Annotated in this window: 22 protein-coding genes and 2 pseudogenes; 4 read left to right on the top strand and 20 right to left on the bottom strand. The window is 54.0% G+C overall.

Going from position 1 to position 22,939, the window contains the following annotated elements; all coding sequences use genetic code 11:
* Position 1 precedes the first annotated feature (1 nt).
* The 4 genes and pseudogenes from H8S55_RS11155 to H8S55_RS11140 form a co-directional block, all read right to left on the bottom strand.
* Positions 2-367, bottom strand: a pseudogene (locus H8S55_RS11155) (VirB4-like conjugal transfer ATPase, CD1110 family); the annotation flags it as partial.
* A gap of 106 nt (positions 368-473) precedes the next feature.
* Entirely contained in the window at positions 474-2,285 is a 1,812-nt protein-coding gene (locus H8S55_RS11150) for a reverse transcriptase/maturase family protein (protein ID WP_007489947.1), read from the bottom strand.
* A gap of 584 nt (positions 2,286-2,869) precedes the next feature.
* A pseudogene (locus H8S55_RS11145) lies at positions 2,870-4,843 on the bottom strand (VirB4-like conjugal transfer ATPase, CD1110 family); the annotation flags it as partial.
* Positions 4,836-5,189 (bottom strand): PrgI family protein, encoded by a 354-nt coding sequence (locus H8S55_RS11140; RefSeq protein ID WP_186879130.1) that lies wholly within the window; start codon positions 5,187-5,189, stop codon positions 4,836-4,838. The gene H8S55_RS11140 and the pseudogene H8S55_RS11145, both read right to left, overlap by 8 nt.
* A 101-nt stretch (positions 5,190-5,290) precedes the next feature.
* On the opposite strand from H8S55_RS11140, the gene H8S55_RS11135 reads away from it, so the two are divergent.
* Positions 5,291-5,629, top strand: a complete 339-nt coding sequence (locus tag H8S55_RS11135) for a hypothetical protein (protein ID WP_186879025.1) — start codon at positions 5,291-5,293, stop codon at positions 5,627-5,629.
* Position 5,630: 1 nt separating this feature from the next.
* Here H8S55_RS11135 and H8S55_RS11130 read toward each other — a convergent pair whose 3' ends face one another.
* The 8 genes from H8S55_RS11130 to tet form a co-directional block, all read right to left on the bottom strand.
* On the bottom strand, positions 5,631-6,476 hold the full coding sequence (locus H8S55_RS11130; RefSeq protein WP_024723017.1) for a VirB6/TrbL-like conjugal transfer protein, CD1112 family: 846 nt from the start codon (positions 6,474-6,476) through the stop codon (positions 5,631-5,633).
* A gap of 65 nt (positions 6,477-6,541) precedes the next feature.
* Positions 6,542-6,868 (bottom strand): formate hydrogenlyase, encoded by a 327-nt coding sequence (locus tag H8S55_RS11125; RefSeq protein WP_186879024.1) that lies wholly within the window; start codon positions 6,866-6,868, stop codon positions 6,542-6,544.
* Positions 6,868-8,103, bottom strand: coding sequence for a VirD4-like conjugal transfer protein, CD1115 family (locus H8S55_RS11120; protein WP_436233158.1), 1,236 nt, complete (start codon positions 8,101-8,103; stop codon positions 6,868-6,870). Before H8S55_RS11120 ends, H8S55_RS11125 begins: the two co-directional genes overlap by 1 nt.
* Before the next feature lie 44 nt (positions 8,104-8,147).
* Entirely contained in the window at positions 8,148-8,414 is a 267-nt protein-coding gene (locus H8S55_RS14230; protein WP_035300361.1) for a transposon-encoded TnpW family protein, read from the bottom strand.
* A gap of 84 nt (positions 8,415-8,498) precedes the next feature.
* Positions 8,499-8,918, bottom strand: coding sequence for a cysteine-rich VLP domain-containing protein (locus H8S55_RS11110; RefSeq protein WP_021631987.1), 420 nt, complete (start codon positions 8,916-8,918; stop codon positions 8,499-8,501).
* On the bottom strand, positions 8,915-10,381 hold the full coding sequence (gene mobQ / locus H8S55_RS11105; RefSeq protein ID WP_021631986.1) for a MobQ family relaxase: 1,467 nt from the start codon (positions 10,379-10,381) through the stop codon (positions 8,915-8,917). Before mobQ ends, H8S55_RS11110 begins: the two co-directional genes overlap by 4 nt.
* Entirely contained in the window at positions 10,382-10,675 is a 294-nt protein-coding gene (locus H8S55_RS11100) for a DUF3847 domain-containing protein (RefSeq protein WP_021631985.1), read from the bottom strand.
* A 300-nt stretch (positions 10,676-10,975) separates the two neighbouring features.
* Entirely contained in the window at positions 10,976-12,913 is a 1,938-nt protein-coding gene (gene tet, locus H8S55_RS11095; protein ID WP_035300359.1) for a TetM/TetW/TetO/TetS family tetracycline resistance ribosomal protection protein, read from the bottom strand.
* 414 nt (positions 12,914-13,327) lie between these two features.
* On the opposite strand from tet, the gene H8S55_RS11090 reads away from it, so the two are divergent.
* Entirely contained in the window at positions 13,328-14,293 is a 966-nt protein-coding gene (locus H8S55_RS11090; protein ID WP_021631983.1) for a hypothetical protein, read from the top strand.
* Positions 14,294-14,344: 51 nt separating this feature from the next.
* Here H8S55_RS11090 and H8S55_RS11085 read toward each other — a convergent pair whose 3' ends face one another.
* From H8S55_RS11085 to H8S55_RS11060, 7 genes are all read right to left on the bottom strand, one after another.
* Complete coding sequence (locus tag H8S55_RS11085; RefSeq protein WP_021631982.1) at positions 14,345-16,705, bottom strand: recombinase family protein; 2,361 nt, start codon at positions 16,703-16,705, stop codon at positions 14,345-14,347.
* 45 nt (positions 16,706-16,750) lie between these two features.
* Positions 16,751-17,299 (bottom strand): type IV secretory system conjugative DNA transfer family protein, encoded by a 549-nt coding sequence (locus tag H8S55_RS14540; RefSeq protein ID WP_366467878.1) that lies wholly within the window; start codon positions 17,297-17,299, stop codon positions 16,751-16,753.
* A gap of 38 nt (positions 17,300-17,337) precedes the next feature.
* Positions 17,338-18,084: a DUF3801 domain-containing protein gene (locus H8S55_RS11075; RefSeq protein ID WP_186879023.1), complete on the bottom strand. Its 747-nt coding sequence runs from the start codon at positions 18,082-18,084 to the stop codon at positions 17,338-17,340.
* Positions 18,065-18,556 (bottom strand): hypothetical protein, encoded by a 492-nt coding sequence (locus H8S55_RS14220; protein WP_243200582.1) that lies wholly within the window; start codon positions 18,554-18,556, stop codon positions 18,065-18,067. The genes H8S55_RS11075 and H8S55_RS14220 overlap by 20 nt, the downstream gene beginning before the upstream one ends.
* Positions 18,557-18,579: 23 nt before the next feature.
* A complete protein-coding gene (locus H8S55_RS14215; RefSeq protein WP_366467875.1) occupies positions 18,580-19,470 on the bottom strand; it encodes a relaxase/mobilization nuclease domain-containing protein in 891 nt (296 codons plus the stop codon).
* Positions 19,470-19,781 (bottom strand): plasmid mobilization protein, encoded by a 312-nt coding sequence (locus H8S55_RS11065; RefSeq protein WP_186879022.1) that lies wholly within the window; start codon positions 19,779-19,781, stop codon positions 19,470-19,472. The genes H8S55_RS14215 and H8S55_RS11065 overlap by 1 nt, the downstream gene beginning before the upstream one ends.
* Before the next feature lie 224 nt (positions 19,782-20,005).
* Positions 20,006-20,404 carry a DUF6329 domain-containing protein gene (locus tag H8S55_RS11060; protein ID WP_186879021.1) on the bottom strand — a complete coding sequence of 133 codons (399 nt, stop codon included), beginning with the start codon at positions 20,402-20,404 and terminating at the stop codon, positions 20,006-20,008.
* Between the two features lie 352 nt (positions 20,405-20,756).
* On the opposite strand from H8S55_RS11060, the gene H8S55_RS11055 reads away from it, so the two are divergent.
* Both H8S55_RS11055 and H8S55_RS11050 read left to right on the top strand, forming a co-directional pair.
* Positions 20,757-21,350 carry a type IV toxin-antitoxin system AbiEi family antitoxin domain-containing protein gene (locus H8S55_RS11055; protein ID WP_186879020.1) on the top strand — a complete coding sequence of 198 codons (594 nt, stop codon included), beginning with the start codon at positions 20,757-20,759 and terminating at the stop codon, positions 21,348-21,350.
* A complete protein-coding gene (locus tag H8S55_RS11050) occupies positions 21,347-22,264 on the top strand; it encodes a nucleotidyl transferase AbiEii/AbiGii toxin family protein (protein WP_186879019.1) in 918 nt (305 codons plus the stop codon). Before H8S55_RS11055 ends, H8S55_RS11050 begins: the two co-directional genes overlap by 4 nt.
* A 1-nt stretch (position 22,265) precedes the next feature.
* Here H8S55_RS11050 and H8S55_RS11045 read toward each other — a convergent pair whose 3' ends face one another.
* The gene (locus tag H8S55_RS11045; protein WP_243200581.1) at positions 22,266-22,832 is read right to left on the bottom strand and encodes a DNA-methyltransferase; all 567 of its coding nucleotides are present in this window, start codon (positions 22,830-22,832) and stop codon (positions 22,266-22,268) included.
* Positions 22,833-22,939 lie beyond the last annotated feature (107 nt).

The raw sequence follows: 22,939 nt of genomic DNA, 5'->3' as shown, positions 1-22,939 counted from the left end.
ATCACGATGCCAGGTCCGAGGGTTTGGTGGTCATCATCTGGTACAGTTTGTTCTTGGGGAAATGATCCACGAAAGGCACGATGGCGCTGCCGCACTTGATGAGGCCGCGGCCGGAGTCTACATTGGTGATGTAGGAGAGCTGGTTGTCCGAGATGTTCAGCAGATGCGCCAGTTCCTCCCGATCCGTCGCCGCCTGATTTAACAGGACGAGGAACTCAGAGTTCGCCAGCATGGTCCTTGCCGTGTGGGACTGGAGCAGGTCCTCAATATTCTGACTGATCCCGGTCCCGCAAGCCTGATACTTTCTCATGCGTTTCCAGAGTGTGAACAGGAAATTGGCGCTGTACTCATGCTGGAACAGCAGGTGGGCTAAACTATAGACGCCTTACCGCCTCGCGGCGGCGGGTTTTCCATAGCTCGCCCCCGAACCGTACTTACACCTCTCGATGTATACGGCTCTCTATTTATCCACCCTACGAATTTGTGATTGTTTTGTAGCAGTCCTCGCACACAATCAGCGTCTTGCGGCGCTTTTTCAACATAAATTGTTCCCAGGGCTCGTTGCCGGAAAGACTTTTCAGGTTCTTCACCTGGTAAATCATAACCGGGAGTTCATTTTTACAGCACAGCTCACAGTATCCGGTCATAAATCTGGCAATGACTTCCTTGGGTCGGATGGAGTATCTATAGTCCGGCGTTGTGTCCATGTCTAATTTAGACGGCGCACTTTTCCGGAAACCGTTATGGTAGAACTCGGCCCGTTTTATCCCGTGTTTTGTTTCGTATTCTATGCCAAATATGCGGTCTCTCGTATATTTCTTCTTGACTTTCGCTGCGGAGCACCGCATTTTCCTTGCGATAGTCTTATACATGCTGTACTCCATGACATAGCAAAACTTGTTCAGGACAGATACATTCCGTGCCAGACGATAATAGTTGTAGATACCCCGGATTTCTCCGTTGAATTGTGCGAGGATTTCAATAGGTTCTTTGTTTTGCAAGCCGTTCCTTGCCACAGGCATCCAAATTTCTTTCCCCGTGCCATCCTTTTGTATATTAAGCGCCCTATACTCTTGCAGTTTACCCATCCATTTTTCCTTTGGAAGCAGGAGGACAACGCGCCCATTATAGGCTCGCTTTACGCCGCCCTTTGTCTTTTTGACCGCCTGATTCTTGCTGATGGTGATGTCGTATCCCAGGAATCTTGCCTTGTCATGTCCGTGGGTAATCAGGGTTTTCTCAGGCGACATGGTGAGGTTCAATTCCTGTTTCAGAAATTCACTGACGGCGGTCTTGATTTGTTCGGCGTCCGCTTTATTTCCAATCACGCCAATTAGAAAATCATCGGCGTAACGGACATATAGAACTCTGCGATAGTTGGGGTCCATTGGCTCCCGACTGGGGGTAGATAGCAGGATTGCCTGTAATTTCTTCTGCATGACTTTGGCGTCTTTCCGTTCTTCTTCGCTCATGGTGTTCCATTTTTTGGCGTTTCGTTCTCTGGTTCGCGCATAGTGGTGGTTGGCATTGACATAGTCGTTGCTGAACCGCCGCTTGTCGCCCTTGCCGAATTGCGCCCGGAGCTTTTCCATGAACAGGTCCAGCTCGTTCATATAGATATTCGCCAAGAGTGGACTTACCCCGGAGCCCTGCGGCGTGCCACTGTAGGTCTGGTGCTTCATCCAGTCCTCCAGATACCCGGCCCGGAGCAGCTTCCAAATCAGGTCTATGAAAGCCTCGTCCTTTATCCTTCGTTTCAGAATGTTGACCAGGATGTGGTGGTCGATGTTGTCGAAACACCCTTTGATGTCGCCCTCCACAAACCAGCTGACGCCGGTGAAGGTTTTCTGTATCTGCGACAGGGCGGTATGACAGCTTTTTCCGGGCCGAAAACCATGAGATGTGCTTTGAAAGGTCGGTTCATAGATGCTTTCTAAAATCATGCGAACGGCTTCTTGTACCAGTTTGTCGTCTGCCGCCGGGATACCCAGCGGGCGCAGCCCGTTTCCACTTTTCTTGGGGATGTACTGCCTCCTGGCGGGGTGGGGTTGATAACTGCGGTCCCGCAGTTTTTTAATCAGGGACTCAATTCGCTTCAGGCTCATACCGCTGAGGGTAGCGCCATCTGCTCCAGCCGTCGTACTCCCCTTGTTCGCATATAGGTTCTGATAGGCCAGAAGGTAGAGCTGAGGGTTATACAGGTTGCGGTAAAGACGCTCATACTGGTAATGCGCTTTCTGCGCGTGCTTTCGTAGGGTTTCCAATACTGTCTGTGGACTTCTCATAGTGCCTCACGCACCTTTCCTTTTCAGTATCAGGGGATAAACTGCCACCCTTCGCCATGTGGACGCCATTAACGCCCTCGGACTACTATGGTGGCTCCGTGACCGTGCCGGATATTCAGGCCCAGGCCATAGCTGTTTCCAGCGTTCCGGTTTAGGTCATCTCCGGTTAGAACTATGCAAATTGGCCTGTTCTGCTGTCGGATGCGACTTCCGTCATTTCCCGCTGACTGCGGGCGGCTGATATGGATGTGTACGCATTTGGCGATTTACCTTCACCACTTGCCCATATCACACGGCGCATATAGTCATCTTTTCGCCGTGGCGGACGATAACGCTCCTCTGACTATCGTTCAGGCAGTTTGGCTTTCATCCTCATGCAGAACTTTTCATCTTGGCACTCAGTCGCAGCGTGATGACTGGCTGACTTATGCCTTTTCCGGCGTGCTGTGTTCCCCTTGGGATTTCTCTTGCGGGTAAGCCGGATGATGACAGGGTTTCAGATTTCACATTTTCCCTTCCACTTGCCAAAGGTGGAATTTGCATAGTCCCGCGCTGCCTGCGTTGCTTCAGGCGGCTTCCGGACGCACGTAGATCTCGTCGATATAGATCCAGGTGTTGCGCTTCAGCCCGCGGTTGCGGATGATGCGGTTGAAGATACTGTCCAGCACTACCAGCATACCTACCGGCAGGAGCTGCTTGCCAAGATCCCGGATATCATAGCAGAGGATGCGGGCGTTGGTATCCACGTTGGTGGGTTTTGCAAAGGTGTTCAAGCTGCCCTCGGTAAACAACTCGATGGCCAGAGCCACATCGGCGGCCTCCTTTTCCGGCTGGCGGAGCAGCTCCGCGTGGAAGTCCTGCAGGGTCGGAGCCTGCCCCTGATACCCGCCGCGGATATAGTCCCGATAGACCTGGGCGGTGCATCGGTCAATGATAGACTTTTCCTTGGCGGACAGCTTCCCGGCGCCGATGAGCTGCTCACAAAGAGACAACAGGAACTCGGATTTCAGCACCACAGGATTCTCGCCATCACCGTAGCCCTGCTCCATATCCATGGCGTTGATGTGGTTGGGCGAGGTGGCGGAAATGTTGATGACCTGCCCGCCAAGACCTTCTACCAGCGGACGGTACTCGGCTTCCGGATCGATGATGATGATATCGTCATCGGTAGACAGTGCCAGCGACACCATCTCCTTCTTGGCGCTGAACGATTTGCCGGAGCCGGAAACACCCAAGATAAAGGCGTTGCCATTGAGCAGCTGTTTCCGGTCTGCTACGATGAGATTTTTACTGATTGCGTTCTGTCCGTAGTACACGCCGCCCCGGTCCCAGATCTCCTGCGCCTTGAATGGCATCAGCACAGCTAACGCCTCGGTGGTGAGCGTGCGGAGGGCATCGATGCGGCGCAGACCGAGGGGCAGCGCCGTCACCAGGCCGTCCGCCTGCTGCCAGTTCAGGGTCGTGAGCTGACAGAGGTGCTTGCGCGCTGTGGACTGGAGCAGCTCCGTGTCACTGTCCAGTTCCTCTTTGCTGTCTGCCAGATGCACCAGCGTCACTACGGCAAACATCATCCGCTGATCACGGGAAGTGAGATCGTCCAGCATCTCACGGGTCTCCTTGCGCTGCTGCTCCAGATCATAAGGCACCACAGCAGAGAAATTGTTGTTGCTGTTCTGCCGGCGCTGCCAGTTGGTCACATTGGTCTCCACGCCCAGCAGACGGTTCTGCATCTCCCTCACTGCCTCGTCCGTGGGAACGGGGATGATGTCGATGGACAGCATGAGGCTGCGATTCAGGCTGGTCAGTTCGTTGATCATGGAGTCTTTGATGTAGCTGGCGTACTCCTTCAGGAACAGCACCCGGCCATACTTATTGCCCATGACAAAGTGATCCTTTTTGAATTCCATGCTGTCCGGGCAGATGGCATCCTTGAAGAAACGCCCATTCTTCATGCAGTCCGCCAGATCCAACCGGAACTGCGTTTCCTCGCCGACCCGATAGAAGTCGTGGAGGATGCGGAGCCTCTCCACAGCGTCCAGTTCCTCGCAGCGGGAGTCCATATGGTTCAGGCGAGAGACCGCGTCGCCCATCGTGCGGTCGAAGAAGGTGCGCGCTTCCTCGATGTTCTTCTTGTGTGCGGACAGCGTGATGTACCTCTCCTGCACGACACTGTTGGAGGAGTCGGTCACCTTGTCCAGCAGCATGGCATTGTACTCTGCCCGTCCGCCATCCAGAAAATCTCCCTGGGGTGGGATGAGGATCTCCTGCTCAAAATTGTGGCGGTTGATCCGCTTGTTGTTGATGGTGATCTTGGTGGTGGATCCGGTATCCAGTGCGTTCAGCAGCTCGGAGTAGCTGAGAAACATCGCCGTCTTATCCTCCTTGGAGGCGATGGCGTAGTTGATGTCACTGAAGCGAATGGTCTTGGAATACTTGCTGCCAAATTGAAAGATCCCATCCGGCCAGAGGCGGCGGATGGGAATGATGTCTTGTACGGATCTCGGTACCTTGAACCGTTCTTTGTCCTGCTTGAGTGTGGTTTGCAGAGTTTTAATCAAGTTTTAGCGCCTCCTTCATCGATGTGTGTTCCATCAGTTTTGCATATATATTTTCCGATTTGAACACAAGCCGTTTTGGGGTGAGAAATTCTGAGCGAAAAAACGCCAATAAAAATTGTTCCAGATTCATGCCGTTGTACTGGAAAAAACCGCCCAAGGCAAATGGGAACGCGGCCAGAATGCAGACCCAGCCGATCTCGCCGTTTCCCAGCACCGGGCGCAGGAAAAAGTAAACGACAACTGCCACAGCCACCGCCAGCAGCGCGAATAGGAATTGCCGCAGGGACAGTCCGAAAAACAAGCTTTCCTGATAATTTCGTACTTCTTTGTTGATGCGTACCTCCAATGTACCACCTCCGATATCTTCTGAGTTTTCCCGAACAGATACTTGCTTTTTCTGCCCGTTTATGTTACCATCTGCCAAACTTGATAAGGAGGTCATGGCAAATGATGTTTTGGATGATCGGCGCAGGACTCGGCGTCCTGGCGCTCCTGTTCCGCCTTGCCGCACTGACCCGGCTGACGATCCCGCTGCTGTACACGGTGTCCATGCTGACCGTTTTTCATGGCTGGTATCAGACACATACGGCGTTGGCGGACAATATCCTGTTCGTGCTGGTCGGTCTGGTCGTTCTGTCCTGGCTGTTTTCTTTGTTGGGGCGGGTCTGGAGCTTCATTCAGGAGAAGCAGGATGACCGAGCCGCCGTAGAATATTTCAAATATCGCGTCCGCAAGGCAAGAGAGAACGGCGAGGACACCATCAGCACCGAGGGGCTGTGGCGTTGAATCAGCCCAGCCCCATCAGTTCCCGGATGATCCGGTCGCTCATCTTGATCGCGCCCACCAGCACCAGCATATTGAAGATCAGTTCGCCTACATAGTTCCACACGATGGTGGCTGCGGCCAGCGTATCGTCCGCGATGGCGGGCGGCGAGGACGCGAACGCCGAAAAGATCACACAAGCCAATACGATGACGCAGCCCTCCAGACAGATGGCGGCATAGCTTTTCAAAAAGGCTACGCCAATACTGCTGGAGGGCTGTCCTGCAAAGCTGGCCAAGGGCACAGGCGCGATAGCCGTCGCAATGTAGAGCTTGAAAAAACGGCTGTACACCGTTAGGATCATCACAAGGGACAGCACCCAGATAAAAAGCGAGCCCAGCAGTGTCACTGCCCACAGCGGGATGGAGTCGATAAATCCCACATCCTCGATGATGCTCACCATCTCGTCCGGCAGTGCGGTGGCCGACATGGCACTCAGTCCAGACGAGTCGATGATCGTGGTCACCATGCCCTGGGCTACCCGGAAAGCTCCTGTCATCAGCTCCATGCCCCAGCTTACCGCAGCCTGCGCCAACACAAAGCGGATAAAGCATTTGAACGCCATCTCCGGTTTCTTCATCTCCGCAAAGCTGCCGCAGGTCTTGACTACGCCCATGACGAAGAACAACACCAGCAGCGCATAGCCGACCGCCTTCAACCCATCGTTGATATTGACGATAACGTTCCAGATACCGCCGCCCTTAAAGTTTTCCGGCGAGGTGGTAATAAGCTGCCAGATCTCCGCCAGTCTGCCGTTCCACATCTCCAGTGCGGAGTTCAGGTTGTCTACGATCCAGTTTCCACTTCCCATTCAAAATCACCTCCTACGGGAAGAACAGGGTGAACGGTATCACGCCGTTCACCCTGCCGCGTTTTTCAGCCGGTGATGAGAGTGAGGATCTCCTTGGTGAAGGTGATGACGATGCCGCCTGCCACAGTGAGCATACCGTTGGCGCGCTGGGAGGGATCGTGACTCTTGAGGGACAGACCCACCTGCAGGATGCCGAAGCCCAGCAGGATGAGTCCAATGGCACGGATGAGTGAGAAAATAAACTCACTCAGATTGTTGACTACCGTCAGTGGGTCATCTGCAGCCAATGCAGGAACAGCGGTGACCATCATCACCATCGCAGTGCAGGCAAGGACGGCGTAGACGCGCTTTGCCTTTCTTTCAAAGTTCTTGGTTTTCAGATCGTGTTTCATTACGCAGCGTTCTCCTTTTCATTGTTAGAATAAAATTGGAACAGCGGTTCTCCCGTCAGGGCCGGTGCGGCTGTCCCGTGATGGATATAGGGCGGCGCTCCGCCGTCCATCGTGTAGCGGATCGCAGGATGCTCCATCAGTTCGTACTTCAAATCCAGAACTGGTCTTGCGCCTCGGATGAACAGGATGCAGTATCGGTTATCCAGCATCCGCACCTCGTCCGGGGTCAGCAGCTCTCTGCCGCTCATCTGGAAGTTGGTGGAGTAGGAGCCGGAGCGTCCCTTCGTCTGCCCATGGGTCTTGGTGTCGATGGTGGACTTGCCCAGGGCCTCTGAGATGTACTTATGGGTGCTTGCCTCGTTGCCACCGAGATAGAGCAGCGTGTCCGAGTTGCCGGGGATGGTTTCCCAGGAATCCTTGTAAAGTTCCTTGATCTGCGCCATGTTCTGGATGATCGTGCTGCACGAAATGTTGCGGGAACGCATGGTCGCCAGTTCCCTTGGGAGCCCAGGCAGGTTGACGGACGGCGCTTCGTCGAGGATGAAGTGGACATGACACGGCAGTGCGCCATGGTGCAGCTGGTCTGCACAGTAGTAAAGCGTCTGGAATATCTGGGAGTACAGCAGGCTTACCAAAAAGTTGAAGGTCGTATCATTGTCCGGGATCACGGCATAGAGGGCGCACTTTTTCTCGCCCAGTGTGTACAGGTCCATATCGTCATGGTCCGTGATTGCCTTGATCTGCGGCAGGTTGAAGGGAGCCAGCCGCACAGCGGCACTCACCAAAATGGATTTTGCAGTTTTGCCGGCGGCCTGCTTGAATACCCGGTATTGCCGCAGCGCGACGCTCTCCGGATCTTCATGCTCTATGGCACGAAATAGCAGATCCAGCGGCGAAATGTACTCGTCGTCATCCTCTCGGACCTCAGCATATTCCAGCACCCGCATGACCATAGAGAAATTCTGTTCATACTCCGGTGCCTCCTGGTGCAGCATGAGGATGATAGCTTGCAAAAGTGCCGTTTCGGATTTCGTCCAGAACGGGTCCGACTCATGGCTGCCCTTGGGCGTGGTCGCCTGGATCAGCGTGTTCACCAGCTTCAGCGCGTCTTTTTCATCCCGCAGGTAGCGGAATGGGTTATAGCCATCGGACTGATCCAAATTGACGAGGTTCAGTACCCGGACATCGTATCCCTGCTGTTTGAGGTAGCCTCCGGTATCTGTCAGCACCTCCATCTTCGGGTTTTGTCAATAAGGATAGAGAAAAAAGTAAATTATTTTTATGAGGTTACAACATCGGATTGAATAAGGCGCAGTACCTTGTCGGTAAAGGTTTCCCGGCTGGTCTGGCTGAAATGGAAATAAATATCAAAGGTCGTACCGCCAACGGTCTTTACCATATCGGGTGGCGGTACGTCCGGGGCGGGTGAAGCGTTGCCGCCCGCCATCACGGGCAGGGGGATGGCCTTGCCCTCTCTGCTGGTGCTGTCGCTCCCCTCCGGGGCGGGGATGGTGCTGGTGATCGTCATGCTGGGGTCGTAGGTCATAGGCTCTCCTTTCATCATTCATCAAAGTTAATCCACGTGAGCGCCATTTTGCCGCCCACGTTGGAGTGGGGGAAGGGGAATGTATTAGTCCCCCTTTGAGGACTGTCCACAAGCCCCCTGATTGCAAGGCTTTTCAGCCTCTAAATGTCCACGCCTGCGGCGTTCCCGTTCGCTGGCAGCTTTCTTTCTCCGGCGCACATTGGCGGCGCACTCGTCACAGTATTTGCCCCGATTGGAGCGCGGCACGAACATCGCCCCGCACTCGGCACAGGGCCGCGCCTGTCCTCGGTGGAGCAAGGCGGCACACAACCCCTTGTCTGTTGGCAGGACGGCGGCGCGGAACCATTTACAGACCAGGGAATAGGTGATACTCTGGACGCAGACACAAGGCTCCCAGCCGTCATCAAGAGCAAGACAGTTGCCGCCGTCATAATTGCAGCAGTCATGCACCAGCCGCCGGACGGCTCGGTACTGCTGGTAGGTCAGTCGGGGAATGCCGTTCACCGCTCCACCTCCCGGCGTTTCTGCTGGGTCTGCTCCTGCTGGTGTATGGCAGCATCGGCGTTCCGCTTCACCTGTTGAAGCCGCCGCAAATCGTCTTGGATAGGCTTGTACTGCTCATACTCGGCTGTGTACTCCTGGTGAAGCCTCGCCTGTTCCTGTTCCCACGCATGAACGGGGATTTTACCAGCAGGGGAACGGTGCTTGTCCAGCTTCCGGCGGGCCATGTGGAACGTCCTCAACTCGTTCTCATGCTCCCTCTCGAATTTTTCCCGCTTGCCCTTCCACTTGATACCCTGCAACTCGTCATAGACGGGCTTGGTGTCTCGGTAGAGGTCAACAAGGCGAAGCAGTTCCTTCAATTCGTTCAGACGGTCACGCTTCGCTTTCATGGATGTGTTGATGGCCTCCGTTCGTTCACTCTGGGCGGCGATATGGGTCTCTAAATCTTCCAGCGTAGCGATGCCCCTCTCGGTCAGAAAATTGATGGCCTCGGCAAAACCTTTAAGATTTCCAATCCTGGCGTTGCGGCTCCATGCTCCGGCGTTCCGGCCCTCATAGTAGTCGGTCAGCAGGGCGGCAAGGGTCGGGGCCTGGGGCTTGCTCAATTCTTCTTTTATGGCCTTAATCCAATCCGTCAGGCCGGCGATTTTCTTCCGAATATCCCGCAGAATGTTGTTGGCCTTTTTTATCCAGCGGTTCAGATCGCCCTTGTCGGTGGGGATGCCCTTGGCCTCCATCTGGCGGACGGCCACGCCCTCATGGACGGTGGGCAGCAGGTCAAGGCCCTGACGCTCATAGGAGCGGTGGTCGATGCGGCAGGTCAGCCCCTTTTCCTCAAACTTGGCGTTCACCATAGCGGCCCACGCCTCCCGCCAATGTTCCAGTGTTTCCGGGCTTCCCCAGTCGGTAGTGGGAACAGCGTCAAAGAGGGGCTTGCCGTCCTCTCCCATAATGCGGTTCCCGTCCTCGTCCAGACGGTAGCGGCGGCGCTGCTTGCACCCCCATTTGCCGTCTGGCTCAATGGGCCGGATGGGGCAGAGAACATGAAAGTGCGGGTTAGGAATACCGCCGTCCTCCTTGTCCGGCTGGTGGATGGCAAAGTCGGCAATCATGCCCCGGCCCACAAGCTGCTCCGAAACAAATTGCCTTGCAAGAGCGATGTTTTCCTCCAATGAAAACTCGTTCTGCAAGGCAATGTCAAAGCTATATGCAAGCTGGGCTTTCTTGCCGCGCTCGGCCTTCTCCACGGCGTTCCAGAGGGTGGCGCGGTCTTGGTACTGGTTGGGGGCCTGGGGCGGCAGGAGAATGTCTGTGCAGACCACGCCGCCCTTGTGGGTGTAGTCGCTGACCTCGCCATAGTATTCGCTATACAATTTCTCCCCGGCTCGGTAGGCGGCGGACGTGACAACAGACTGTCCCGCGCTCCGTTTGACCTGGGTAACGTGGAGATGGAACAGGGCCAATTATCCGCTTTCCTGCTGGTCAGTGGCTTGGCTCACCAGGGCGGCAACTTCCGGCAGGGAAAAGACCTTTTCCATCAAAAGAAAAAAGGCCCTTTCGCTCATGCCGCGCACCTCCGGGGCGATACTCTCCACCGCTCCGCCACGGGTGATAAGTCGGTGGTTTCGCTTCTTCCTTTCGCCTTGGGTGTAGTAGCGGATGCGGTTCTCATACCGCTGGCCTCTGTGCTGGTACTGCTCCAACTTAGCGGTGGCCTCAGCATACTCTTTCTCTAATTCTTCGCGTGACTTGTCCATCGTGTTTGACCTCCTTCTTGGCAAAACAAAAGACCGTCTACCTGCTGTGTCGGGTAAACGGTCAAGGGTAACGGTATTCGGTTTTAGCCTCGCTGGAAAGGTGCAGACGCAGAGCGGATGTACCTTTCCAGCGAGGGCGCAGGGATAGCCGCAAAGCGGCGCAAGGGGCGCAGCCCCTTGTACGGAGCGGAGCGACGCAAACGGCCCGGACTTTCGGAAGTCCGGGCCGTAGCCTCGCAGAGCGCACGATACATGGTCGCAGACCATGTATAGAAGTGCGCCCTTTGTTCCAAAGGGATTTTATAAGTCCATCATTGATGGGAGAATTTTGTTGAACATATGGCGCACCTTATCAATCCGGGTGTTTGGGCGGCGTGGCTGAAAAACTGGTTCGCCGCTGGCGATTTGATACCCCTTCAATTCTGTTAAACAAACGCTTCTCCCGTTTGTATAAAAGGTGAGGTCATTGCGGTACTCTTGCACACAGCGGGCAGGGATTTCGCCAGTAAAAATCACCTCGCTGTTTTTAACCTGGGTCGTTTCAATACTCGCGCAATATTTTGGTGCGTCATGATAAGCTCTGGAGAGATATTCCTGCGGCGCATAGAGTGTAAAAGAAAGATATGGTTCCAATAGCTGCGTCCCCGCCTTTTTCAACACCTGCTCCAATACAATAGGTGCCAATGACCGAAAGTCTGCGGGAGTGCTGACCGGACTATAATAAAGCCCATACTCAAAACAGATTTTACAGTCCGTTACCTTCCATCCATACACGCCTTGTTCCAGACCGTAGCGGATACCATCCAATACAGCGTTTTGAAAACTCTGATTCAAGTATCCAACGGAAACTTTGCTCTCATACTGCACTCCGGTGCCAAGGGGGAGAGGGGTGACGGACAGCCCGATGGACGCCCAGAATGGATTGGGCGGCACTTCGATATGAATGGTGTGACTTACCGCTTTCAATGGCCTCTCCATATAGATGACGGTAGGTTCTTTTGCAGTTGTGTTGAGCTGATATTTTTCCACCAGAAGATCAGAGATAATTTCCAATTGTACCCGGCCCAAAAAGGAGAGAATGATCTCATGGGTCACAGCGTCTACTTCATAGCGCAGAAGCGGGTCGGTATCCGCAATTTCTGTCAAGGCGTTTAACAAGCGTTCCCTCTGTTCTGGTTTCTCTGGTGCAATTGTTGTCCGCAGCAAAGGGAGAGGATTGTCGCTCCACGTTTCACGGGGCAGCAGCAGTTTGTTTCCCAGCACATCATTCAGCCGCAAACTGTCGCAGGGTACAATGACGATCTCGCCCGCATGGGCAATCTCTGTTCGGACAATCTCACCCTTTGAGGGGATACGCATTTCCGTAATTTTCAGTTTTTCTTTCCCTGCCAAGGCTACGGAATCCCGCAAATGAAGCGTACCGCTATACAACCGCAGATAGGCAAGGCGTTGGCTCTGGTTTGCGTACTCAACTTTGAACACAGTTCCGCACAATTCAGAGCTGTTCTGCCCGGTGGGTGATTGGAATGTATCTGTGACCGCTTCAATGAGTTGTCGGATTCCCAAGTTTACCTTGGCACTGCCATGATAGACCGGAAACAGAGAGACGCTTTGGATTCTCCTGTTTTCCTCCCGCAGAAGTTCTTCTTTGTCCATTGGTTCTCCGGCAATATATTTCTCCAACAATTCATCACAGTCCGCAATCACGGTATCCCAATTCTCCAGCCCCATGTTTTCCATGATGGATATATCCGGGGAAAGCTGCACGTTCTGCTTAATAATCATATTTGCGGAGAGCTTATCTCGGATAGACTGATACACACCTGGCAGGTCAATCCCGTCCTGGTCGATTTTGTTAATAAAGATAACAGTTGGGATTTTCATTACTTGCAGAGCATGAAACAGAATACGGGTCTGCGCCTGAACGCCGTCTTTTGCAGAAACAACCAAAATCGCTCCGTCAAGAATGGCAAGGGAGCGATAGACCTCCGCTAAGAAATCCATATGCCCAGGAGTATCCACAATGTTGACCTTACAATCGTGCCACTGAAAGGAAGTGACCGCCGTTTGAATGGTGATTCCACGCTGCCGCTCTAAAAACATGGTGTCCGTTCTCGTTGTTCCCTGATCCACACTGCCGGGCGCCTCGATTGCTCCGCTGGTATATAACAGGCTCTCCGTCAAGGTCGTCTTACCTGCGTCTACATGAGCAAGAATGCCAATATTGATGATTTTCATATGATTGTCCTCCATACAAGGCCCAGAAGGGCGCAAAAATCCCCAGCGACAAATACTTTTACCGCTGGGGATGATAGGTAGGACACACATGAAAACTGCGGCCAAGGCTGGCCGTTGTCTATCACGATATGAAATGAAAAGGCAAAAGTATTCTTAAATTGGGTACAAAAACCAAGCCCTCTCCTTGAGGACGTTTGTCTTTGTTCCCATTATCAAATTTTATTTAAGAATACCTTGCCGCATATTGATAAACTCCTTTGCTTGGATTTTTATAGTATAGCATATCAAATTCCCAAAAGCAACCCTGTTAAGATAAATTTTTTCTGTCACTGCACCTCCATATCTCTCTCGTGTATACGCCATACGCAACTCTTTTCAAAAAAGAAGTGGACGCGCTGGCAAAGCTGTGGTAGAATGAAACGAAAGAAGGTGAGGATGGTGGAGCTCAAAACGACAATCGCCCAGGGACTGCACGTCACAGATGACAGCGCGGGTTATGATGCCGCCTGTAAGCGTGTCCTGTCTGAAAAGGCAATCCTGGCGCGGATTATGAAGTCCTGCCTGGAAGAATACAAGGATTGCGATGTCAATGATATTGCCGAGAAGTACATTGAGGGCCAACCCCAGGTGTCCGCCGTCCCGGTGCTGCCGGACGAGGGTGGCACAGTCATCAGCGGCATGGACACCGAGGACAAATCGGTGCGCGAGGGGACAGTCACCTATGACATTCGCTTCCGCGCCATCGTTCCCGACTCCGAGGAACAAATTGCCCTCATCATCAACGTGGAGGCCCAGAACGATTTTTACCCCGGCTATCCGCTGATAAAGCGTGGCATATACTACTGTTGCCGCATGATTTCTTCCCAGTACGGCAGGGAGTTCACTGGCTCCCATTATGAGAAAATCAAGAAGGTCTACTCCATCTGGATTTGCATGAAACCGCCGCAGTATCGAGAGAACACCATTACCCGGTATCGGCTGGTGGAAGAATATCTGGTCGGCGAGGGCAAAGAACCCATCAGGAATTATGATTTGCTGTCCATCATCATGCTGTGCCTTGGCGGGCCGGATGGGTCAAATTATGACGGCGTATTGCGGATGCTGGATGTGCTTCTCTCCAACGAAACCAGCGAGGCGGAAAAGCGGAAAATTTTGCAGGACGATTACGACATTCAAATGACGCAGACAATGGAAAGGGAGGTGTCGGTCATGTGTAATTTGAGCAAGGGCGTTGAGGAAAAAGGCGTTGCTAAAGGTATCTTGTCCTCTATCAAAAACCTCATGGAAACGATGGGGCTGACCATTGAACAGGCTATGGCGGCGCTGAAAGTCCCGGAGGGCGAACGTCAGAAATATATGGATTTGCTGGAACGGCAGTAATGACAAAAACGCCACGGACTATCGTTGTCCCTGGCGTTTTCTGTATCTACGTTAGCTGACTTGAGCAGCTTCGGCTTCTGCCTGTTTCTTCCTGTGGTAGTTCTCCCGCCTCGCGGCAAGCATACGTTCATACCGGGCCTGGGCTTCGGGATCTCCGGCGGCAGCGTCCGCATACATTTTCTGACGGGACTTCTTTACCGCTTCTGACTGTTGCGCTCTCTGCTGCGCCAACTCTGCCGCCGCTACCGGGTCGGTTTCGGCGCGGGCTTTCAAATCCTGCAAAGCCGCCTTTTTCCGATTGCGATGGGCTTCCAGCCGTTCCGCTTCTTCTAGGGTGAGAGGCAAACCTGCCTCGGCACATCTGGCAAGTTCTTTCAACGTCCGCTGTTGGGGCTTCGGGGGCTGTGCGGACTTCTGCCTGTCACGCCACGCTTTGTGCTGCTCGGCTTTCTTCTGGCGGTGCGCCGCAAGCCGCTCCGCTTCCTCCGGGGTGAGATCGGCTCCATCCAGCTTGGCGAGTTCCTTCAGTGAGCGTTTGCGAGGCTTCTCTGGCTGACTGGCCTTTTTCTTGTCGCGTTGCTTCTGCTGATAGGCCCGATTGCGCTCTAACCGCCGTTCTTCCTCCGCCTGTTCCTCCGGGGTCAACAGGCCCGCCCGCTTCCTCGCGGTAAACTCCCGGCGCTCCTGCTTGTACCTCTCATACCGAACCTGGGCAAGCACCTGGGAGCGTTCCTCTTTCTCTGCCTGTTCCTCCTGCTGGCGGCGTTCTTCCTCCTGCTCCATCGGGGTCACAATGTCGGCGGGAACCTCAAACGCGCCAATGAAATTGAAATAGAAATCTAACCGCTGACGGCGCTGCTTTCCCCGTCCGTTGCCCTCATGGACAACGATTTTCTCGATAAACTCATTGAGAATGGGCGTAGTCAGTTCCGAAAAATCGGTGTACCGCTTGGCAAGGTCGATAAACTCCGTCATTCTCACCCGGTCGGCGTTCCAGTTGTCCAGCAAGCCCTGCCACTCCGTCATGGAGGCTTCCAGCGCGGCCTGTTCCTCGTCATACTCGGCAAGGAGACGGCTGAAATGCTTATCCGGCAGCTTGCCCGTGGCGTTGGCCTCGTACAGCTTCTTCACCAGTCCGTCCAGTTCGGCGTGGCGCTTCTTCGCCTGGACAATCTGTTTCCGGCAATCCTTGACTGCTTCCTCCTGGCGCAGACTGGATGCCTTTCGAACCCGCTGAACAAACTCCTGCTCGTTGTTGCGGACATACCAGCTTATCCGCTGGATGGCGGAGAGGATCGCCGCTTCCAGCTTTTGCGTGGCAACATAGTGAATGGTGCAATCCTCCATAGGTGCCCGGTATCTGGAACAGGTGAAAGCATCGTCAATGTACTTGCCTTGGACAAGACTGTTGTGGTGGGTCAGCTTTGCGCCGCAGTCGGCACAGTAGAGCAGTCCGGTTAAACGGTTAGGGGCATTACTCCGCTTGGGTGTCCGGCGCTTGGTTTCCCGCAAACGCTGAACATTGTGCCACGTTTCTTCGTCAATGATGGCGGGGACGGCTCCCTCAAATACAAATTGTTCCTCTGGCATTGTCCTGCGGGTGCTTTTAGTCTTGTAGTTCTCACAGACAGTCTTGCCCAGCACCTTGCGCCCCAGGTACTCCGGCCTTTTAAGAATATAACCCAGGGTGGTGGCAGACCATGCGTAGGGGTCGCGGTAGCTGTTGGCTCGAACAGGACAGCCGATACGCTTCCAGTGTTCGGAAGGGATGGGGATTTGCTCGGCCCGCAGCGTTCGGGCGATGCCGTTGACGCTCTGACCGTCCATGACCATCTGAAAGATGCGGCGCACAACGGCGGCAGCTTCCTCGTCGATCACCCACTCGCCCTTTTCTTCTTTTGAGGCGAGATAGCCATAGGGGACGGCCCCCGAACAGCGCAGGCCCTTTTCCATTCTGGACTTGAAAACGGTCTTGATTTTGCGGCTGGTGTCAGCAACGTACCACTCATTTATCACATCCCGGAAGATGGACATAATATCAAATCCATTGGCGGTGTCCAGGTTGTCATTGGCGGCGATAAAGCGGACGTTGTACTCGTCAAAGGTGCGTTTGAGCAAGCCGACCTCCACCACGTCACGGCCTATTCTGCTCTGGTCTTTGACAATGACGGTAGCCACATTTCCGGCCCGTATCTCGTCCACCATAGCGTCCAGGCCGGGCCGCTTGAAGGTCGTTCCCCGCACCCCGTCATCGGTGAAGTGGCGGACATTAGTGAAGCCATTTTTTCGGGCGTAGTCCTCCAGGATGCGCTTTTGATTTTCTACGGACACGCTCTCGTCAGACCGCCCATCGTCGTGAGATAACCTTTCGTACAATGCTGTGATTTTACCCTTTTGCTCCTGCTTCCTCATGTGTGTAACCTCCTGTTTTGTATTTTCACGACCTTTCTATCCTTATTATAGTGACCCTTTCGGATCTGTAATGACATAGTTCGTGTTTGCCTCCAAGATGTTGGGTTTCACATAGCCGCGGGTCTTGGCCGCGCCGCTGCCGCCAATGACCAGCACATTGAGGGATCGTCGATGTTTATGTGTGTCCAGCCCCAGCCGGACATGGCGGGTCAGGATCTTATTCTGCTTTTGGCAGAACTGTGCGTTGACCTGTTTGGGAGAGCCCCACATGGCAGAACCATGTTCCTCGCCGTCTCGCGTCCTTCTCCCCTCCGCGTCATACAGACACAGACCCATAATGTAAGCGCCAGTGCAAATGAGGATGGACAGCAAACTCTTGTCCGTCCATTGGATTTGGAATGGATGCTCCAGCGCGGCGGTCAGCTTAGACAGCAGCCCCGGCAAGCCGCCGCCCATCGACTGCGCAATGAGTAGCGCTGCCCAGACGACCGGGATGTAGAGGGAAAGGCGAAAGATCAGGTCGCTTTGCTTGGATGTTTGTTTCAGGCGATCCACCTCCGAGAGAACAAAATAGCAGTCCCATCGGCGGTACACGATCCGCCGATGAGACTGCTTTGGGTGATCTATAATGCTTATTTCACTTTACCGTTTTTGCTCTTTTGCCGATTTTTCGTTCTGGTCGGGGCAGACTTCTGCTGCTGATCCAGCTGAGTCTTATAGCGCTCCAGGAGTTCCAGCACAGAAGGGCGTTCCTCACTCATCGTCCGGCTCTCGCCTTTGGACGAGGTCGAGCTGGGCGCGGTAGCGGGCGAGTCGTGTCCCGACCGAGATCCTTTTTTTGACGGCACCTCCTGCCGCTGGTCCACAGGCGGCGTTACGGGGGCTTTGGTCTGCGGATGGTGATCCTGTTCGACCTGGGGTGCCCCCTGCGCTGTACGGGTCTCTCTGTCCTTGGACGGTGCCTCTCGCTGTGGTTCCTGCTGCTCCTGCTGTACCTGCTCCGGTCGGCCGAGGTATTGGATGCGGCCAAAGATCAGATTGGCGCGGTCGATCTCTGTGACCGGCATGATGACATCCACCACCTTACCGTGGCCGTCTGTATCCCGAATGGCGGAAAACAGGAGTTTCTGCTTTCCGGCTCGTTTTCGGAACTCCTGGTATTGCTCCGGGGACATGGTAAACTTGCGCACATCGCGGGTCTCTCTCAGCATCTTCGCAAGATTGACCTTTCCGGAGATCGTCTTGTGGTTCTTCGCCAGCGCCATGCTCAACGCCAGCACATTTTTGAGGGCGGAGCCGCTCAGTCGGACAGCTACCTCGCTGCCGGATAGCATCATGCGTACCAACTGGTCCGCCGCTTCACCGCCTCCGATGTTCATGTTCCTGCACCTCCTTCTGGTGTTCATCTGTGTTCTGGATGTCCTGCTCCATAGCAGGCATTTGCTGTCTGATCTCCTGACAGAGCTTCAGTTTCCGGCGCTCCGCCCGGATCTCACGATTCAGGCTCGCCAGCTGCTCATAGATCTCGGCTTTTTCTTCTGTCAGCCGTTCCGCGGAAATGCCGCATTTCTCCAACTGCTTTACAGCTTCCATGTATTTCTCGAACTCCGCTTCCATACCGGTGAGCCCTTCTTCGTAGAGCGCCTTGCTGGGAGCCAGCGCCTCTGCGTCTGCCAGTGCCGTGTATAGGTGCTGCCGCTTCTTTTTCCGCACATTGAGGATGGTACGCTGCTTCATAAGATCGGCCAGCGATTGCTCTGTGCTGGACTGAACGGCATCCATATCCGCCTGTGTGACGATGTTGTTTTCCCGCAGGAAGGCAAACTGTACCTGATACTGTTCAAAGCGCATGACCTCTTGTCGGAGATGGTGTGTCATGCGAGGTGGATACTGTCGCTGCCCGATCTTGCCCAGCAGGTAGAGGTAATGGACATAGAGTGCGAGAAAACCGGTGTACTTGGGATGCTTTCGGTAGGGGCGATACTGCGGCCGCTGAATGACCGCAGGGCGATTGCCAGATTCGATCTCCGCAAGTTCCCTCGAATGGCGGCACGGATACCATCTTCGGTGAACAAAGGGTCCCGTCTGCCGGGATACATGAAACGCTCCTGCCCGCGCAGGCGAAAACCCAAACGATCCCCGTGGTGTATCTCATATCCCATATGCTCCATGAGCAGGAAAAAGTGTCCGAGATCGTTTGCGTCCTGGATTGCTGTCCGGAGGTCCGCTTCCAGCATGGAGCGAAAGGTCGGCTGTCCTTTGGACTGCCGAAGCCACTCGATATAACTGACTGCTTTCGACGGCTCTCCTGTCATGATAACGGACAGTCCATGCTCCCGGCACAGTCTATCCGAGATGCCCCGGATCTGCTGATAGTAGCTTCGGGCGTTGCTGTGATATTTTTCTCCGGTGAGCTGGTTGACGGAATTGAATACGATATGGGCGTGGATGTGTTCCCGGTCTGTATGGATGCCGATGACCGCCTGGTATCCCGGCAGATGCTCCCGCGTAAATTCCTGTGCGATCTCCAGTGCCAGTTCCGGTGACAGCTCACCGGGGCGAAAGGATTGGATGACATGGTAAAGCTGCACTCCGTCCGTCTTATTCCAACGCTGCTTGACCGCAGCCATGTCATGGCAAGCTGTTGACGTGAGACAGCCCTGTGCCGCCGTGAGGATCTGTTCTTCCGTCTTATCCCCGTTGAGAACATACGCAATGGCCTGGGATAGTCCGCCGCGGCGGGCGAGTATCTTTGTGACCGCCACTACTGCTCCGCCACCTTTGCCATTTTCTGTTCAATGGCTTTCATCAAAAACAGCAGCTCTCTCATATCATCTTTCGTCGCAAAGCCGGCGTTGGCTTTGCGGGCGATCTGATTGATGTTATTGCCGATGCGGTTGATCTCCACATACAGGTCGTGGAGCTCCTGCGGCGGCCGCTGACGGATGGTAACGCCGCCGATCATCTCCCGGATCGCCGCGCTGACCGGCAGGCCGGAAACGGCGCAGATCTGCGACAGCTTCCTGCGCTCCGCGTCGGTCAGCCGGACGGAGATCATGTGTGTTCTTCCGGGCATATCGCCCTCCTTTCCTGCGGCGCTGCCGCAAAATCTTCCGCCCGCAGGCGGCATTGGGGACTGGGGATGCCCCCAGCAAGCGCGTTTGTCATACAAACGCTATGCTTGCGCCAGCGCCGCCCACGGCGGCGTTGGCTTTCGCCCCGCTGCGCGGGGCTTTGTTTGCAAGCGGTATGGTGATTGCAATATTGGGCGGGCGCTGCCCGCTTCCTCGTAAAAAGAAATCAGCGTTCCGGGACAGAACGCTGGCGAAGGCATTTTTCATTTGCGTGTTCTACCGGGATGCCGTCCAGCACGAGAGCTTTCTTTTCGGGGATAAAGGCCGCGTACCTGGCATATCCAAAACCTTCGGACTCCACCAGCACGCCGGTGTTCGCATCCCGGCAGGTGACGAACAGGCAGAGGAATGTTTCTGTTTTCCCATCGAACCTCATATCCTCCACGTTCCGGGATATGAAGGAAACATCCCGCAAAAGCTCGTTCATGTAGCGGTGGTACTGCTTGGCTGGCAGTTCGATCACCTTCGTAATTTGAAACCGCGCTTTTTCAGGAAAAGGTGCTTTATCTACCAACTCCCGCACACTGCTTGCTTTCCGATAAAAACTTGCAAAATTTTCTGACATACTTCTCTCCTTGTGGCAGGGTGTTTTCTAAACACCCTCATAGAAAAAACAGGGTGTCAAAATGACACCCTGCCAGTCGCTGTTTGGCCATTAGCCCAACACTGGTATTTATCTGGATCGGTCCTGCTTTTCATGATAGTTTCTGTTCTTATTATATCGATTTTCTCATATCATAGCAAGTTTTTTGACCGATAGCATGGCGGTCATGCGGCTCTCTCCCGCCCTGAACGCTCCCTTTCTCCGGCTCACTCAGCATAGGTGGCAGGAAAGAGTCTTTTTAAATAGTTGTTGGATTCCACTTTACATCTGTGCTAATATGGGTTATCATATTAGCACAGATCGAGGTGATGATATGAATGCTTATCAAATCTTAGATGCCCTGGTGCAACATGAAAACGGACTCCTGCGGACAGCGGATGCAGCTTCGGCTCATATTTCCCGAACCACATTTGCTCAGTATGTGCGCCTGCGTGGCATGGAGCGAGTCGGGAACGGGATCTATTTGTCGCCGGATGCATGGAAAGACGGGATGCGGCTGCTGCAGCTGCGCTGTCCGCAGGTGATCTTTTCCCATGACACAGCGTTATTTCTACATGGTCTGACAGACAGGGAGCCTCTTGCCTATACCGTCACTGTGAAAACTGGCTATAACCCGCATCGGCTGCATGGAGATGGCATCACCGTGTACACCATCAAAAAAGAGTTTTATGATCTTGGCCTCTCGCAGGCAGAAACGCCGTTTGGGAACACCGTTGCTGTCTACGATCCGGAGCGCACGATTTGTGATGTGATCCGCAGCCGAAATCGGATGGAGATGCAGACGATCCGAGATGCACTCAGACAATATACAGCCCGAAAACACAAGGATCTGCGTCGATTGATGCGTTACGCACAGGCGCTGCACATCGAAACCGTTCTGCGAAATTACCTGGAGGTACTACTATGATAAAAACAGCCCGACAGCTCAAGGATCTGATCAATAACCTCTCCAGAAAAAATGCGGCAGACGCACAGCTTCTCATGCGGAACTATATGATGGAACGGTTCTTGGAGCGTGTTTCTCTCTCGCTCTACAAAGACAAATTCATTTTGAAAGGCGGTATGTTGGTCGCCGCTATGGTAGGTCTTGATGCCCGATCCACCATGGATATCGACGCAACGATCCAAGGTACGACCGTCGATGTAGACCAAGTCAGTGATATCGTGTCGGAGATCATTTCTGTCCATGTAGACGATGGTGTTTCTTTTTCCTTAAAAAGTGTTTCGGAGATCATGGATGAGGCGGAGTATCCCGGCGTCAGGGTAGCGCTGGATGCTCTCTTCGACAAAGTTCGTACCCCGTTCAAAATCGACATTTCGACCGGAGATGCGATCACCCCCAGGGAGATCCGCTATATCTTCCGGTTGATGTTCGAGGACAGATCCATCGAAGTCTTAGCTTACAATCTCGAAACTGTTCTTGCCGAGAAGCTGGAGACCGTTATTTCCCGCGCCTCTACAAACACAAGGATGCGAGATTTTTACGATATCCGCGTCTTACTGCAGCTTTATGGACCGACGCTGGACACGAACACACTGTCTGCTGCCTTATATGCAACGGCTCGAAAGTGCGGATCTGTCCAATTGCTGTCGGAAACAGAAGATGTCCTTGTCGAGTTGCTGAGCAACACTTATATGAAAGAACTTTGGGAGCGCTATCACAACAAATTCCAGTATGCTTCCGATCTGTCCTGGGATGCCGTTATGGATGCTGTACGCGGCCTTTGTGTAAAAGCAGGACTGGCAGTCGAACCTCCGAAGGATATTTCTTTGATCAAGCAGGCTCCCAAAGGAAAATCACATAGTGTTCCAGAACGGTGATTTAAGCCATCGATCCTACCGCAGCATCGATCCGATCCCTGGCCAGCTTGGCATAGGCATCGGTCACCTCAACGCCAGTGGCGGAGTAGCCTTCCAGCACGGCCGCCAGCACCGTTGTCCCGGAACCGGCAAAGGGGTCCAGGATATGGCCGCCCGGCTCTGTGATCTTCACGATGTCCTGCATGAGCTGCAGAGGCTTTTCCGTGAGATGGATGCGGTTCTGCGGATTTCCGTACTTGAACACACCGGGCAGACAAGGTACCGGACGGTTGATGGGCATATCTCCGTTGGAGCCCCAGACGATGTACTCTGCCTGCTGGCGGAAGCGCCCCTTCTGCGGGCGGCTGTTGCCCTTATCCCAAACTGCGGTGCCTCGCCAGATCCAACCGGCCCACTGGAGAGCGTCTGTCGCCGCGGGAAGCTGCCGCCAGTCGATGAACATACACACTGGGGCACCGAGCTTGCAGACCTTTCGCGCTTCATACAGCCACTCAGCTGCCCAGCGGGTCCAGGAGCGCTGGTCCTTGGCGTCCCCGTCAAAGGGAGGCGGAGCATTTGTATAGTGCAATAAGATAGTTTACACATCAGGCAACCACATGGTTTACAGTTTTGATACACTAGAGCCATATCGAGGCAGGAAAGGAAGAACGATATGGCCTGGGAAGAAAGGACTGT

It is taken from the genome of Flintibacter faecis (assembly GCF_014287875.1).
Lineage (GTDB): Bacteria > Bacillota > Clostridia > Oscillospirales > Oscillospiraceae > Lawsonibacter > Lawsonibacter faecis_A.
This window is presented reverse-complemented; position numbering and strand designations above follow the sequence as displayed.